The organism is Streptomyces sp. NPDC059455 (genome assembly GCF_042750115.1).
Classification (GTDB): Bacteria; Actinomycetota; Actinomycetes; order Streptomycetales; family Streptomycetaceae; genus Streptomyces; species Streptomyces endocoffeicus.
Genome location: NZ_JBHYVB010000010.1, coordinates 1 through 15,857, shown reverse-complemented (window position 1 = coordinate 15,857; position 15,857 = coordinate 1). Strand labels below are relative to the sequence as shown.

The following is a 15,857-nucleotide window of genomic DNA, read 5'->3' as shown; positions in this document are numbered from 1 at the left end:
TGACGGCTGGTTCAGTTCTCCATGGTCGCCGCCAGGGATCGGGGGCGCAGGTCGGTCCAGTGGGCCTCGATGAACTCCAGGCACGCCTCGCGGGTGTTCTCGTTGAAGACGGTCGTCCATCCCCCGGGCACCTCGGCGAAGGCGGGCCAGAGTGAGTGCTGGCCCTCGTCGTTCACCAGGACCAGGAAACGGCCTTCGGTGTCATCGAAAGGGTTTGTGCTCATGCCCAGCGCCTCCTACGAAGACCTGACTTAGGTTAGGCTCGCCTAATTGACGGGAGTTTAGCTCTGTCCCTTCCCTCTCACAAGGAGACGTTCATGCGCCTGGGCGCGGCCGATAGGGAGAACGCCTTCGTCGGGTTCGGGCTGCCCGGCGCACCCGGCACCGACGAGTTCTGGGCGGCGGCGAGGACACCCGCGTCGGTGCCCGCCGACGGCGGTGGCTGGGTAACCCTGTTCCTGTGGCGCGGCTCTCCTGCGCGCATCGGCTTCGAGAGCTGGTCGGAGCCGGTCCCCCTGGGCCGGTGGGGTGATACGGACTGCTGGTACGCCGAGGTGCGCATGCCCGAGCGGCTGCGGGTGACCTATCAATTCCTCGTGGGCGACGCGGCGCACGCCGACCCGTTCAACCCGGTCGGTGCGGGCGGCGACCGGTCCATCGCCGCGACCCCGGACGCCCCGGCCCAGCCGCACTGGCCCGTCATCGGCGCCGGCACCGACGCCGTACTGCCGCTCCCGCGCACCCGGATCCGCTGGAGCAGCGAACGGCTCGGCGGGCGGCGCACCGTGCGAGTCCACCCGGCGGGCGGTGGCGGACCCGTGGTCCTGCTGCTCGACGGGGACGACTGGCTGTACCTGCACCCGGCCATGACCGCGTTCGACGCGGCCGTCGCCAGTGGCGAGATGCCCGCCGTCACGCTCGTCTTCCTGCCGAGCAGGGACAGGGAGACCGAGTTCGGGTGCGGACCCGCCCTGTGGGAGGCGATCCGGGACGAACTGCTGCCGCTGGTGGCGGAATCCGGCGTATCCGCCGATGTGGACCGGCTGGTGGTCGCCGGGCAGAGCATGGGCGGGCTGAGCGCGATGTACGCGGCGCTGGAGTTCCCGGACCTGGTGTCCCGCGTCGCCTGTCAGTCGGGGTCCTTCTGGTGGACACCCGACGCCATGGACCTGCCGGACCCCTTGGGCGGCCCGGTCGGCGGCACCGTCGCCGCGCGGCTGCGGGAGCGTGCCGATCTGTCCGGCCTGCGTGTCGCGTTCGACGTGGGGGAACACGAGACCCGGATGCTCCCCCACTGCGAGCTGATCGAGACCCTGGCCGAACGGACCGGCGCGACCGTACGGGTCTCGCGGTCGGCGTCGGGCCACGACCGCGCGGGCTGGCGGCAGGCCCTGCTCAGGGATGTCGCCTGGGCGCTGGGCTAGCCGGGGGCGTCAGAGCCTGGTCATATCCCCGGCCGGGCGTGCGACGCCTGGCACGCACGCTGATCCGGCCGGGGATATGACACAGGCTCTCACCTCGCCACCGCCGCGCAGTAGTCCTCGTCCGTGGCGAGGAGGTTGCGATGGGTGTCCTCTGCGGTGATGACGCCGTCGTCCAGTGCGAGGACACGGTCGGCGGCGTCCAGGAGGGCCGGGCTGCTGGTGATCACGATGGTGGTCCGGCCCCGGCGCAGCTTCGCGACGTTGCGCGCGATGAACTGCTCGGTGACCGCGTCGACGGCCGTCGTCGGGTCGTGCAGGACGAGGACATCGGTGTCGGCGGCCAGCGCCCGGGCCAGGGACAGCCGCTGGCGCTGGCCCCCGGAGAGGTTCGCACCGCGGTCGCGGACACCGTAGTCGAGTCCTTCACGGTGGAGGGCGACCACGTCGGTCAGCATGGACGCTTCGATGGCCTCGGGGACCATCCTGCTGGTGCCCAACGGGTCGATGTTCGTACGGAGGGTGCCCGCGAAGATCTCCCCGTCGTACGGGTTCACCAGCATGTACGCGCGGACCGCCTCGACCGACAGGTCCCTGAGCTCCCGCCCGCTCACCCGCACCGCTCCCTCGTACGTATCGGGCGGGACGGTCACGGCCAGAATCGACGCCAGGTCGGCCGCCGCGCGCGGCTGGTAGGCGGCGATCGCCACGAACTCACCGGCTCTCACCTGGAACTTCAGGTTGCGCAGGGAGCCGTACCGGACGCAGTCGATGTCGAGGTCGCCGCCCGCGGCCGGGTGCTCCGCCCCCGAAGCCGTCACCGGCGGCGCGGCCAGCACCAGCGCCATCCGCTCGGCCGACGCGCGCGCCATCATCACGTACTTCGGCATCTCCGAGAACAGCTTGAGCGGTTCCATGATGAACTGCGCCAGCCCCACCGCCATGACGAGTTCGCCGATGTTGATCCGGCCGCTCCACGCCAGCGAGCCCGCCGTCAGGGTCACGGCGGCGGCGAGGATCGCGTTGAGCGCCAGCGCGGTGCCCGCGTACCCGCCGTTGACCTTGGCGACCGTGATCGCCTGGTGTTTCGCCTCCGTGCTGACCTCGCGGTAGGACCGGAACGCGGCATGGTTGCCGCCGAAGCCGTGCAGCGGGCGCAGCCCGGTGATCAGGTCGGCGACCTTCGCGCCCGCCCGCGCCACCCGGGCCTGCTGCTCGCGGGTGCTGGAGCCGATCCGCTTGGACAGCACGCTCAGGACCGACAGGATCGCGACGGTTCCCACGATCACCAGCAGGCCGAGCCGCACGTCGGCCAGGCCGAGGGCGACCGCCGCGACCAGCACCGCGACCAGCGAGCTGATCAGCAGCGGCACCACCTCGATGATATCGGCCGTCTGGTCGGCGTCCTCGGTGGCGATGGTCAGCACCTCGCCGGACTTGAGGTCCACGTCCCTGGCCACCGGCTGGAGGCCACAGGCCGCGACCCTCACCCGCCAGCGGTGTGCCTCGGTCGTGTTGGCCTTCTGGAGGATGCGCATCCCGAACCGCCACGACAGCGACACCGTCGTGATGATCACCGCCAGCGCGGCGATCGACAGGCCGAGCGCGCCGAGGCTCCGGTGGCGCATCGTGTGCTCGACGATCAGGCCGAGCGCGATGGGGAAGGCCGTCTCACCCGCCTGGTAGAGGCCCATGAGGACGGTGCCCCCGGCCATGGCGCCGATGTTGCGGCGCAGTGCGGTCCGGAGGATGTCGGACCCCGGTCGGGTCCGCCGGGTGTCAGGAGTTGTCATCGAGGACTCGGGCATCGAGGTGGCGGGCCATCGCTTCCGGGGTGCGCAGGGTGAACAGGTCTCGGATGGTGATCAACGGACCGTACTCGCGGCGGAGCAGCCCGATCAGCCGCACCGCCAGCATGGAGTGCCCTCCCAGGGACACGAAGTCGCTCACCGCGCTCACCTCGTCGTCGTCCAGGTCCAGTGCCTCGGCGAAGAACTCGCACACCACGGTCTCGGTCTCGGTCGCGGGCCCCCGCTCCCCCGCTGTGGTCAGCGCGCCCAGCGGCTTGGCCTCCGGCAACGCCTTGGTGTCAGCCTTCCCGTTCACCGTCAGCGGGATGCCGTCGACCTGGGCGTAGTGCGTCGGGCGCAGGAAGTCCGGCAGCCCGGCGCCCACTTCGGTGGCCACCGTCGCCAGCTCCGCGTCCTCCAGCACCAGATAGGCGGCCAGCCGGTACGCGCCGTCGACCCGCGGATCGGGCTGGGCGACCGCGGCGACGAATCGGACCGCGGGGTGTGCCGCGAACACGGCCTCGACCTCGCCCAGTTCGACCCGGTGTCCCCGGATCTTGACCTGCTGGTCGGTGCGGCCCAGGTACATCAGGTTGCCGTCGGGCCGGCGGACGACCAGGTCCCCGGTGCGGTACATGCGCTCGCCGGGTTCGCCGAACGGGCACGCCACGAAGCGGTGCGCGGTCTGGGCGGGCTGCCCGAGATAGCCACGCGCGATGCCGATGCCCGACACATACAGCTCACCGGGCACTCCGTCCGGCAGCGGCCGCAGCCATGGATCCAGTACGTAGACATCGGTGTTGTCGATCGCCACGCCCACCACCGGGTCCTGACATTCGAAGGTGCCGACGCCGAGGGTGTTGATGGTGTACTCGGTGGGCCCGTAGAGGTTGTAGCCGACCGTCCCCTCGGTCTCGGCGAGCCGCCGCCACAGCGCCGGAGTGACGGCCTCGCCGCCCAGCAGCACCAGCGCCGGCCGCCGTTCCGGGTTGTCGAGCAGGCCCTCGGCCACCAGCTGCTGTGCGTAGGTCGGGGTCACGTTGATGACGTCGATGCCGTGCTCGAGGCAGTACTCGACCAGCCGGGGCGCGTCACGGCGCAGCTCCTCGTCGCAGATGTGCACCTCGTGGCCGTCGGCGAGCCACAGCAGCTCCTCCCACGACATGTCGAAGGCGAACGACACGGTGTGCGCGATCCGGAAAACCCGGTGGCCGTGGGCCGCCAGCACCGGCTCGAAGATCCGGCGCTGATGGTTGATCAGCATGTTGGTGAGACCCGCGTACTCGGTCACCACGCCCTTGGGCTTCCCGGTCGACCCGGAGGTGTAGATGGTGTACGCGGGGTGCCGCAGCCGGTCCGGGTCGTCCTTCGCGAACGTCACGTACGGTTTCCCCTCGGGGAGGGGCCGGTCCAGTTCGATCAGGTCACCGGTGAGCCGGGGCGACACCGCGCTCACGGTGAGGATCACGTCCGGGCGGGCGTCCGCGACGATCGCGGCGATCCGCTCATCCGGGTGGTCCAGCTCCAGCGGAACGTACGCGGCGCCCACACGCAGCACCGCGAACAGCGCCACGATCGAGTCGAGGGAGCGCGGGATCGCGAGGCCCACGGTCGTCTCGGGGCCGATGCCACGCCCCGCGAGCACACCGGCCACGGCGCGGCCGCGGTCCCGCAGCTCGGCGAAGGTCATGGTCGAGCCGTGGGCGACGAGCGCCACCCGCCGCGGGTCGCGGTCCGCCGCCTGGTCGAACCGGTCGACCACGGTGTCCGTACCGATGTCCGTACGCGCCCCCCGCGAGGGTTTTGGCCCCAGCCCCCGCAGCGCGCCGACCGGCCCGGTCGACCGGGCCAGGTCGTCGAGCACACGCAGGTAGTCATCGAGGAGGCGGCGGGCGTTGCCGGTGTCCTCGTCGCGGTACTCCAGCTTGACCGTGAGCCGGTCGCCGGGCGTGACGACCCAGGTGAACGGGTAGTGGGTGGAGTCATCGGCCGTCACCGAGGTGATGCCGTGCCGGGCGTTCATCTCGGCGAACGCGTCCATGTCCAGAAAGTTCTGCAGCACGAACAGGTTGTCGAACAGGGTGTCGTGCCCACTGGCTCGCTGGATCTCCCCGAGCCCCAGGTGCTCGTGCTCCATCGCCTCGACCCTGGCCGCCTGTACGGCCGACAGATACGCGCCGACCGTGTCGTCCGGCCGGGCCCGCGTCCACATGGGCACGGTGTTGAGCAGCACGCCGACGATGTCGTGCAGCCCCTCGCCCTCCCGGCCGGAGACGGTCACGCCGAACACGGCGTCGCCACGGCCCGTGTGTGCGCCCAGCAGGAGGCCGAACGCGCCGGTCAGCACCGAGTTCAGGGTGACGCCGTGCGCTTTGGCCGCCTCCCTCAGCGACTCCGATTGTCCGGCGGACAGCGTGTGCACGTGCGCGCGCGGCAGATCGTCCGAGAGGGCGGGCGCCGGTCCGGCGAGCAGTGTCGGGCCGGGGAGACCGGCCAGGTGCTCCGCCCAGAAGCGCTCCGATGCGGCGGAGTCCCTGGCATCGAGCGCCCGGGCGTGGTCCTCGAAGCTCGGCGTGGCCGGGGTCGGGGCGGGCAACTCGCCCTCGAGAACGGCCTGGTAGGCGTCGAACAGGTCCCGCAGCACGATCTCGCGGGACCAGCCGTCCCACAGCAGCAGGTGGTAGCTGAGCAGCAGCCCGTCGTGGTCGTCGGGCAGCCGCACCACGGTCATCCGGATCAGCGGCGGCTCACCCGGGTCGAATCCGGTGTCACGGTCCCGGGTGCGCAGGGCGTCGACTTCCGCGTCCGTGGCGAGAGCGAACGTGCGGACATCGACCCGTCGGCCCGCCCCCAGGACCTGGACCGGGTTTCCGTCGTCGTCGGTGGTGAAGCCGGCGCCCACGGCCGGATGCCGCTCGATCACGTACGCCATCGCCTCGGCCAGCGCGTCGGTGTCCAGGCGCCGGTCGAAGGTGAACCAGCTCTGCGCGACATAGTGTCCGGCCGGGCCCGCCATCTGGGCCTGGAAGAACAGGCCCCGCTGGAGCGCGGTGACCGGTGCGGTGCGCTCGGCCGTCGCGGAGGCGTCCGCGATGTGTTCCAGTGCGCGCCGCCAGTGTTCGGTGATCTCGTCCGGGACGCCCTCGGCGAGGGTGAAGTCCGTGTGCAGGCTTCCGGTGGCCGCGTCGGTCCAGGCGTTGACCTCGACGGCGTACGGGCTGCCCTGATCGCCGCCGGTGAGACGCGGCGCCTGGGACTCGCCGCCCCGGCCGAGGTAGTTGAACAACACCTGTGGGCGTGGGTTGAGCAGCGGCGCCGTCTGCGGGTTGAGGTACCTGAGCTGGCCGTAGGCGACGTGCGCCCGCTCGTCCGGCTGGCGTTCGGCCACTTCGTACGCCGCCGCGACGGGGTCGGTGTGCGCGGTGAGCCGTACGGGCGCGATGGAGGTGAACCAGCCGACCGTGCGGGTGTAGTCGTGGTGTTCCAGCGCCGGGACCCGACCGTGCCGCTCCAGCTCGATCGCGAGATCGGTGGGCGATGGCTGGACGCGGGTCAGCGCGGTGCGCAGCGCGCCGCACAGCAGCTCGGTGAGGCCGACGCCGAGTGCGGCGGGCGCGGTACGCGTCAGGCGGTCGCTCACGTCGGGGGCGAGCACGACGGTGGTATCGCGCAACACCCCGACTGTCGGGAGCAGTTCGGGCGCCTGGAGGGTGGTGACCCAGTGTCCGAGGTCGTCGGCGGCATGGGTGGCTCGGAGGGCCAGCGCCTCGGCGTACTCGGCGTACGACGTGGTCGGCGGCGGCAGGGTCTCCCCGCGCAGGGCGGTGGCCAGGTCGTCCAGCAGGACCAGCCAGGACACCGAGTCGACGGCGAGGTGGTGCACGGTGACCACCAGGGTCCGGCTCGCCTCCAGCCACGAGAACGCGACCACGTCCCCGGACTCGGGATCGAGCCGTCCGGCGGCCTCGTTCGCCACGGCCGTCGCGTCGGCCGTGTCCGCCCGTACGACCGTCATCTCGACGTCGGGCTCGGTGTGCAGGGCCCACACTCCGTGCTCGACGCGCAGCCGCAGCCGGAGGGCCGGGTGCGCGGCCACGACGGCGTTCGCGGCGCGCTCGACGTCGGCGAATCCGGTGCCCTCCGGGGCCACCAGCGTTCTGGCCTGGGCGAACCGGGCGAGCGATCCGCCCAGTTCCCGCTGGCGCAGGATGATCGGCGTCGGCGTCAGTGGGCCGTCCTCGCGGCGGACGGGCGCGGGCGCGGGGGCGGCCCGCGGTGTGGGCGTTCCCAGGTGCTCGGCGAGCGCACGAGGTGTCCTGAACAGGAACACGTCCCGTGGCGCGATCGCCAGGCCGAGCGCCCTGGCCCGGTTGATCACGGTGATGGCGACGATGCTGTCGCCTCCGGCGCGGAAGAAGTCGGTGTCGGCGTCCACGGCGGAGCCAGGCAGGCTTTCGGCGAAGATGTCGACGAGCACAGGCAGTGCGGCCACAGCAGCGTCTTCGTCCGCGAGTGCGTCGTGGCTGGTCGCGCCCCGCGGCGGAGCCGCATTCGGATACAGCCCCGCGCCCCTTCGGGCGCGCTCGATCAGGGCTTTGCGATCCAGCTTGCCATTCACCGTCAACGGCAGTGCGTCTACTGGCAGCACCCGCCCCGGCACCATGTGCACAGGCAGCTTCGTGGACAACAGCTCGGTGACATCGCGCGGCACCCGGCCCACGATGTGCGCGACCAGGTGGTCGCCGCTGTCCGCCACGGTGACGGCCACGTCGACCACACCCTCGAGCTCCCTGACCGCGCCTTCCACCTCGGCCAACTCGATCCGGAATCCCTTGAGTTGGACCTGGTCGTCGGAGCGTCCGATGAACTCCAGCTCACCGTCGAGGGTGCGGATGGCGAGGTCGCCCGTGTGGTACATGCGGGAGCCGTCGCCCGCGAACGGGTTCGCCACGAAACGGCCCGCGGTGAGCCCCGGCCTGCTCAGGTAGCCGAGCGAAACCTGGTCGCCGGCGACGTAGATGGCGCCCACTCGGCCCGGCGGCACCGGCCGGAGCCGGTCGTCGAGCAGATGGATGACCAGGCCGGGGATCGGGCCGCCGATCGGGCTGGCATCGCCGCCGAGACCGAAGTCGTCATCGGTCAGTACCCGGTGGGTGACATGGACGGTGGTCTCGGTGATGCCGTACATGTTGACCAGCTCGGGCGATCCGGTGCCGTGCCGCTCGATCCAGCCGCGCAGCCGCCCGAGGTCCAGCGCCTCGCCGCCGAAGATGATCCGGCGCAGCGCGGGCAACGGCTCGCCCGTCTGCCGGTCGGCCTCGATGAACTGGTAGAACGCCGACGGGGTCTGGTTGAGCACGGTCACTCCGCGGTCGCGGACCAGCCGGTGGAAGTCGACCGGCGAGCGGGTCAGCCCGTACTCCGGCACCAGCAGCTCACCGCCGTGCGCCAGCGCGCCCCACAGCTCCCAGACCGCGAAGTCGAAGGAGAAGGAGTGGAACTGGACCCAGACGTCATGCGGTCCGAAGTCCGTGTCCGGCCGGGTGTTCGCGAGCAGGGTCACCACGCTGGAGTGCGGGACGACGACACCCTTGGGTCTGCCGGTCGATCCGGACGTGTAGATGACGTACGCGGGGTCGTGCCACCCCACCTCCGGCCCGGCCTCCGTATCGGTCCGCGGCAGCTCGTCTCCCGGTACCAGCACACGGGCCGGCACGCCCGCCCGGGCCAGCAGCCGTGTGAAGCGGTCCCGCTGTTCACGGTCCACGAGAACGACCTGCGGAGCGGCGTCGGCGAGGATGTACTCCAGCCGTCCGTCCGGGTACGCCGGGTCCAGCGGTACGTACGCGCCGCCCGCGGTGACGATCGCGACCAAGGCGACCACCTGCTCGACGGAGCGTGGGACGGCGATGGCGACCCGCTTGCCGGGCCGGACCCCGGCGGCGCGCAGGGTCGAGGCCAACTCGTCCTTCGCGTCGCCCAGTTCGCCGTAGGTCAGCGACCGGGTACCGCCGTCGAGGGCGCACTGGGTCACGGCGGTGGCGGCCGGGTCGCGGTGCGCGGCGGCGTCGAACAGTGCCCCCAGGGTCGTCGGGGTGATCGGCTCGGGACGCCGGTCGCTCTCCGGCGTCAGGTCGTCGACGGGGACGTCCGGCCGGGTGAGCAGGTGGGTGAACGTGTGGGCGAACGTGCGCAGGATCGCCTGGGCGCCCGACTCCCGCAGCAGTTCGCCGTCGTAGATCAGGTCGAAGCGCGGACGGCCGTCCGGTGCGCGCTCCACCACCAGCGTCAACGGGTAGTGCGGAGCGCCCTCGTTGACGATGTCGGTGATGACCAGCGTGTCGTCGGGCCGCCGCAGGGCGTCCACATCGGTCGCCACGTCGAACACCACCAGGGTGTCGAACAGGGCGCCCACGCCGGCCTGGCGGCCGATCCTGGCCAGCGAGACATGCTGGTGCGGCAGCACCGCGCTCTGGTGTTCCCGCACGGAGGCGAGCAGATCACGCGCCGTGGTGGTACGGGCCCAACGGGCCCGCACGGGGATCGTATTGATGAACAGACCCACCATGTCCTCGATGCCGGGCACCTGGGCGTCACGCCCGGACACCGTGGAACCGAACACCACGTCCCTGCCGTGCAGGATGGAGCCCAGGGTCACCGCCCAAGCGCTGTGCACGGCCACGCTCATCGGCACGCCGGCCGCCCGGACGGCCGCGTCGATGTCGTCCTCCGGCTCCACGGCGGTGTCGGCGAACCGGTCGGACGGGGTGTGGCCCTCGGCGACCAGCGAAGGGCCGGGCAGCCCGGCGAGCTGGTCGCGCCATACGCGGTCGCTCTCGTCGTCGTCACGTCCGGCGAGTCGGCGCACGTATGCGGAGAAGCCGACGACCGGGTACAGGGTCCCCGGCGCGTGGTACTCGGCGAGCAGCGCCCGGAGCAGGGGCGGCACCGACCAGCCGTCGGCGATGATGTGGTGCACGGTCTGCACCAGGACGTTCCGGCCGGGGCCCCCGCGGATGAGCGTGTACCGCATCAGCGGCCCGTCGGCCAGGTCGAACCCGGCTCGCCGGTCCCGCTCGGCGAGGTCGCGGACCTCGTCGTCGGTGACGCCGGGGCGGTCCACCGTGCTGAAGGGCGCCTCCACACCGCTCTCCAGGACGGAGACCACACGGCCGTCGGCGAGGGCCGTGAACCGTGCGGCCAGGTTCGGGTACAGCGTGAGGACCCGGGTGGCCGCCGCCGCGAGCCGGTCGGCGTCCACCGCGCCGTCCAGTGTCAGCAGCTGCTGTTCGACGTAAGCGCCGGCCGAGTCGTCGTCGAAGACGGAGTGGAAGTACAGGCCCTCCTGCAACGGGGTCAGCGGCAGGATGTCGCGCAGGGCCGGGCCGTCCAGGGCATCGACGTCGGCCTGCGTAAGGGGCACGAGCGGGAAGTCACTGGGAGAGTGGCCGCCCCGGTCGAGCGAGGCCAGCCCGGCCAGGGCCGTCCGGAAATACCCGCCGAGGGTCGCGATGTCCTCGTCGGTGAACATGCCGTCGGGCCAGGAGATGGTGGTGACCAGTTCGTACTCGCCGGTGGCGGCGGGTTCGGCGATCGCGTTGAACTCCAGGGGGCGCGGCAGCCGCATCCTCGGGTCGCGCTTTTCGCCCAACTGTGCTGTGGTGCGCGCGAGTTGCCAGTTGCCGGTGGTTCCCGCGTCGAAGCGGCCCAGGTAGTTGAAGAGCACCTGTGGTGCGGGCGTGTCGAACTCGACGTGGGTCAGGTACCGCAGGGCGCCGTACGAGACGCCGTTGTCCGGCACGCGGGCGAGGTCCTCCTTGACCGCCTTGAGCGCGGCGGTCAGATACTCGGGGTCGGTGAAGTCGGCCGCCGCGCCGGGATCCACGGTCACCGGGAACAGGGTGGTGAACCAGCCCACGGTCCGCGACAGCGCGGGCTCGAAGCCGGCGGAGTCCGCCACGAACTGTCCTTCGCGGCCGTGGCCCTCCAGTTCGATGTGGGCGAAGGTCTGCTCCTGCCCCAGGTCGCGGCGCCACCGGGCGAGGGCGACGGCGAGTCCGGTCAGCAGGACGTCGTTGACACCCGCGTGGAACTTCGCGGGTATCTCGCCCAGCAGCGCGGCCGTGGCCTCGGGGCCGACCGAGATGGCCCGGAGCCGCTCCGTCGCCACGGTGTCGGCCGTGGAGAGCGCGCGCCGGCCCACCGGTTGGTCCTCGCCCGGCAGGGGACGCCAGTAGGAGGAGGCATCCGCGTCGAACGCCGCGCGCTCCAGCAACTGCGTCCAACGCCTGAACGACGTGCCCACCGGGGGCAACTCGATCGGCGCGCCCGAGGCGAGCTGCCGCCACGCGGTGGCCAGGTCGTCCATCAGGATCCGCCAGGACACTCCGTCGATCACCACGTGATGGGCGATCAGGACCAGTTGCCGCGCCTCACGGCGCCAGACCGCACGCAGCATCACGCCGCCCTCCGGGTCCAGCCCTTCGGTGGCGAGCGCCACGCACTCGTCGAGCGGCCGGTCGCTCTCCTGCCATCCCGGGGCGGCCCGGTCCGCCGCCGGGATGTCGAAGCTCCAGCGTTCGCCGCGCACCAGCTTGGCGCGCAACATGTCGTGCCGCTGGATCAGGGCGGTGAGGATCTCGTCGAGCGTGTCGGCGGTCAGGTCCGCCGGGGTGTTCAGCACGACCGACTGTACGAAGCCGTCGATCGCGTCCGTGGTGTCGCCGAGCCACCGCACGATGGGCGATCCCACGACGGTACCGGTCGCGACATCGCGGTGGTCCACGGTGGAGACGTCTTCGCGGCTCGCCACCGCTGCCAGTGCTCCCACGCTGCCGTGGGTGAAGATCTGCCGTGCCGTGACGTAGAGCCCCGCGTCGCGCAGTGCGCTCAGCAGGGAGATCGACAGGATGCTGTCTCCGCCGAGTTGGAAGAAGTCCTGGTCGACACCGACCTCGTCGAGCCGCAGCACCGCCGCGACGGCCGCGCACACCGCGTGCTCGTTCTCGGTGGTGGGTTGTTTGAGCGAGCCCGTCGGGCCCGCGGGCTCCGGCAGCGCGCCCCGGTCGAGCTTGCCGTTCGCGGTGAGCGGGAACTCCGTCATCACGACGATTTGGGTGGGCACCATGTACTCCACCATGTGTTCGGTGGCCCACGCCCTGACCTCGTCCGCCCGCAGCTCCTGGCTGCCGGCGGCCGGGATCACGTATCCCACCAGGTAGGTGCCGCCGGTCGCGTGCTTCTTCGCGACGACGCAGGTGTGCCGTACTCCGGGGTGCTCCGCGAGACCGACCTCGACGTCCTCGATCTCCAGCCGCATACCGCGGATCTTGATCTGGTTGTCGGCCCGGCCGAGGAAGTCCAGTGATCCGTCCGGGGTGTACCGCGCGAGGTCACCGGTCCGGTACAGCCGGGACCCGTCCGAGGCGAAGGGGTTCGCCACGAACCGGGACGCCGTCAGGCCGGGCGCGCCCACGTATCCGCGTCCCAGCAGGAACCCGCCCACGTAGAGTTCGCCGCCGACCCCGACCGGGACCGGGCGCAGTTCGTCGTCCAGCACATACAGCTGGGTGTTGGGGTTGGCCTTGCCGATCGACGTCGACAGCCGTTCCGCCGCCCCCCGGTAGATGACGTGCGAGACACCGATCGTCGTCTCGGCCGGGCCGTAGCCGTGGTACATGGGGATGTCGAGCCGGGTGCGGAACCGCTCGTACAGCTCCGGGGTCAGCACCTCCCCGCCGCACCACACATGCCGCAGGCTGTCCAGCCTCCCGGAGTCGCCCGCGATCTCCAGCAGCACGTCCAGCATGGACGACACCAGGTATGTGAAGGTGACGCGCTGTTCGGCGATCACGCTCAGCAGGTGGTGCGGATCGCGTTCGCCGTCGGGCCGCAGGATCACCAGCCTGGCGCCGGACACCAGCGGCAGGAAGATCTCGTTGATGGAGATGTCGAAGGACAACGGCGCCTTGAACAGCGACGCGTCGTCGTGGCCGAAGCCCAGGATCTCGTTCGTCTGCCACAGCAGGCGTTCGCTGATCGCCGCGTGCCGGATCATCGCGCCCTTGGGCCGCCCGGTCGAACCGGACGTGAAGATCACGTATGCCAGGGCGTCGCCGGGGACGGTGACCGCGGGGCCCTCGGTGGGCTGGGAACCGAAGCGCCAGTCGCCGAGGTCGACGGCCACGGCGTCCGGTTCGGCCGGATCGCGTTCGCCCGAGTCGTTGAGCTGCACCACGACCTTGGCGTCTTCGATGACGACGGCCCGGCGCGCGGCCGGCCACTTCGGGTCGAGCGGCACGAACGCGCACCCCGCCTGGAGTACGGCGAGCAGTCCGATCACCATGTCGGCGGAGCGGCGCAGTGAGATGCCGACGACCTGTTCGGGGCCCAGTCCGCGGGCGATGAGGTGGTGGGCCAGCTGGCCGGCCAGCCCGGCCGCCTCACGGTAGGTCAGCGACCGGTGCTCATCGACGATGGCGACCGCGTCCGACCTGGTCCGCGCGTGCTCATGGAACATCTCCACGATGGTCGGGCGGACCCGGTCGGCCTCGGTGTCGTTCCACCCGGCCAGGGCCTCGAGCCTCGCCGCCACGCCGGCCGGGCCGATGGTGCCGATGGGCCGGTCCGGGAATTCGGCCAGGTCGTCCAGTGCGAGCTGCGCATCGGCCGGCCCGACGCCTCCCGGCAGGACGATGCTCCGCCCGTCCGCGCCGATCTCCCAACCGTCAGGCGCGGTACCGCCGTTGTCGGCCCATCCGAGGACGTCGGCGAACAGCGTGCCGGGGGTGAGGTCGATACCGTCGGGGCTCCGGCCCGTCGCCCAGTACGACAGCCCGATGGCGCACGCTTCCGTGATGGTCCGGTCGGAGAAGTCACCGATCCGCCGGCGTACGTCGGCAACACGTGCGGGAGAAAGCAGTACGCGACGAGCGCTCGGTTCCACCATCGAGGACTCAGCATCCCTTCCGCGTCATGAAAAGCTCATCTGAATCAGGGGTCGCTAACTGCCTTCTCGCCAGGCCCGCCACAGTCGCGCATACCGGCCGCCCAGAGCCACCAGCTCCTCGTGGGTTCCCTGCTCCACCACGCGTCCCGTGTCCAGCACGGCGATCCGGTCCGCCGCCATCGCCTGGGTCAGCCGGTGCGCCACGAACAACGTGGTCCGGCCGGAGCACGCGGCCAGCACGGCCCGCTCCAGCTCGGCGGCGCCCTCGCTGCCCGCCTCCGCGGTCGACTCGTCGAGCACCACCACCGGCGAGCGGGCCAGCACCTGCCGGGCCAAGGCGATCTGGGCGACCTTGGTGACGTCCAGCCGCTGTCCGCCCTCGCCGACCATGGTGTTCAGCCCGTCGGGCAGCGCGTCGACCCACCCATCGGCGCCGACCGTGCGCAACGCGTCCATCAGCTCGGCGTCGGTCGCCTCCGGCGCGGCCAGCCGCAGATCGGCGGCGAGCGGACCGGAGAACACATGCGTGTCCTGCGTCAGGATGCTCACCATGGCCCGCGCCCCGGCCTCGTCCAGACCGGCGAGGTCGGTCCGCCCGATACGCACCGACCCGGCCTGCGGGGTTCCGATGCCCGCGATCAGCGCGGCGAGGGTCGTCTTGCCCGCACCCGTCGCCCCCACCAGCGCGAGCGAGCCGCCCGCCGGGATCGTCAGGCTGACGTCCCGGAGGACCGGCTCCTCGGCGCCGGGATAGCGAAACGTCAGCCCCTCCACCGTCACCGGGTACGGCACGGCGTCCACCGGTGCGACGGCCGTGTCGCCCACCAGCCGGTCCCCCGCGGCCTCCCCGACCACCCCGACCAGCCGGGTCAGGCTCGCGCCCGACTTCTGTGCCTCGTCGAAGGTGAACATGATGGAGCCCAGCGGGGTGAACAGCCGGTGGAACATCAGCGGGGCCGACGACACCTCGCCCAGGCTGGCGGCATCGGCCTCCAGCAGGGCGTACCCCACCACGATGATCAGGACCAGCCCGATGAACTCGGCGCGGTTCTCCCTGCCGACGAACCGGCCGAAGAACCGGAACACCTCGATACCGAAATTGCGCACTCGCCACGACTCGCTGGTGACCTGCTCGCGGAAGGCGCCCTCGAGGCGGTACGCCCGGACCGTGTCGATCCCGTTCAGGCCACTGATCAACGCCTGTGCGCGGTCGGCCTGGGCCGCCCGCTGCTTCTGGTAGAGCGGAGCGGACCGGGGAAGGTACCAGCGCAGGGCCAGCGCGTACGCGGGCAGCGCACCGGCGCCCGCCAGGCCGAGCCGCCAGTCCAGTCCGAACATGCCGACCGTGGCGATGAGGACCAGCACTCCCGCCGAGAACACGGTGGGGACGGCGGTGCGGATGCCCTTGGACAGCACGGCCACATCGTCACCGACCCTGGACAACACGTCTCCCCGGCCGACCTGCTCGATCCGCGCGCTCGGCAGCCCCAGCACGGCACGGACGGCGCCTTCCCGCAGCCCCGCGAGCAGATCCGCGCCGAGCCGCCCGATGAGATAGGTCGACACCGCGGTGGGGGGGGCCGGGGGGGGCCGGCGGGGCCCCCCCCCCCACCCCCCGGGGGAGCGGGGGCGGGCGCGGGGGGCCCGGGGCCCCCCCCCCCCGCCCCCGGCCCCCCCGCAGACCCGCGGGGCGGCGGG

The 15,857-nt window shown here is 71.7% G+C and carries 5 protein-coding genes; 1 reads left to right on the top strand and 4 read right to left on the bottom strand.

Annotated elements, in window-relative coordinates; genetic code table 11:
• Positions 1-11 precede the first annotated feature (11 nt).
• Positions 12-224 carry an MbtH family protein gene (locus ACFXB5_RS05180; protein ID WP_385202555.1) on the bottom strand — a complete coding sequence of 71 codons (213 nt, stop codon included), beginning with the start codon at positions 222-224 and terminating at the stop codon, positions 12-14.
• A 93-nt stretch (positions 225-317) separates the two neighbouring features.
• Between ACFXB5_RS05180 and ACFXB5_RS05175 the strand changes: the two genes are divergently transcribed.
• Positions 318-1,424: an alpha/beta hydrolase-fold protein gene (locus tag ACFXB5_RS05175; RefSeq protein WP_385202553.1), complete on the top strand. Its 1,107-nt coding sequence runs from the start codon at positions 318-320 to the stop codon at positions 1,422-1,424.
• Between the two features lie 89 nt (positions 1,425-1,513).
• Here ACFXB5_RS05175 and ACFXB5_RS05170 read toward each other — a convergent pair whose 3' ends face one another.
• Genes ACFXB5_RS05170 through ACFXB5_RS05160 form a run of 3 tightly spaced genes read right to left on the bottom strand, consistent with a single transcriptional unit; the run spans position 1,514 to position 15,725 of the window.
• A complete protein-coding gene (locus ACFXB5_RS05170) occupies positions 1,514-3,214 on the bottom strand; it encodes an ABC transporter ATP-binding protein (RefSeq protein ID WP_385202550.1) in 1,701 nt (566 codons plus the stop codon).
• A complete protein-coding gene (locus ACFXB5_RS05165) occupies positions 3,201-14,159 on the bottom strand; it encodes an amino acid adenylation domain-containing protein (RefSeq protein ID WP_385202547.1) in 10,959 nt (3,652 codons plus the stop codon). Before ACFXB5_RS05165 ends, ACFXB5_RS05170 begins: the two co-directional genes overlap by 14 nt.
• 54 nt (positions 14,160-14,213) lie before the next feature.
• Positions 14,214-15,725: an ABC transporter ATP-binding protein gene (locus tag ACFXB5_RS05160; protein ID WP_385202544.1), complete on the bottom strand. Its 1,512-nt coding sequence runs from the start codon at positions 15,723-15,725 to the stop codon at positions 14,214-14,216.
• Positions 15,726-15,857: the final 132 nt, after the last annotated feature.

Excerpts from the sequence above, each read along its gene's own strand:
- ACFXB5_RS05175 (WP_385202553.1), top strand. The coding sequence starts at position 318 with ATGCGCCTGGGCGCGGCCGATAGGGAGAACGCCTTCGTCGGGTTCGGG.
- ACFXB5_RS05165 (WP_385202547.1), bottom strand. The coding sequence starts at position 14,159 with ATGGTGGAACCGAGCGCTCGTCGCGTACTGCTTTCTCCCGCACGTGTT.
- ACFXB5_RS05180 (WP_385202555.1), bottom strand. The coding sequence starts at position 224 with ATGAGCACAAACCCTTTCGATGACACCGAAGGCCGTTTCCTGGTCCTG.
- ACFXB5_RS05170 (WP_385202550.1), bottom strand. The coding sequence starts at position 3,214 with ATGACAACTCCTGACACCCGGCGGACCCGACCGGGGTCCGACATCCTC.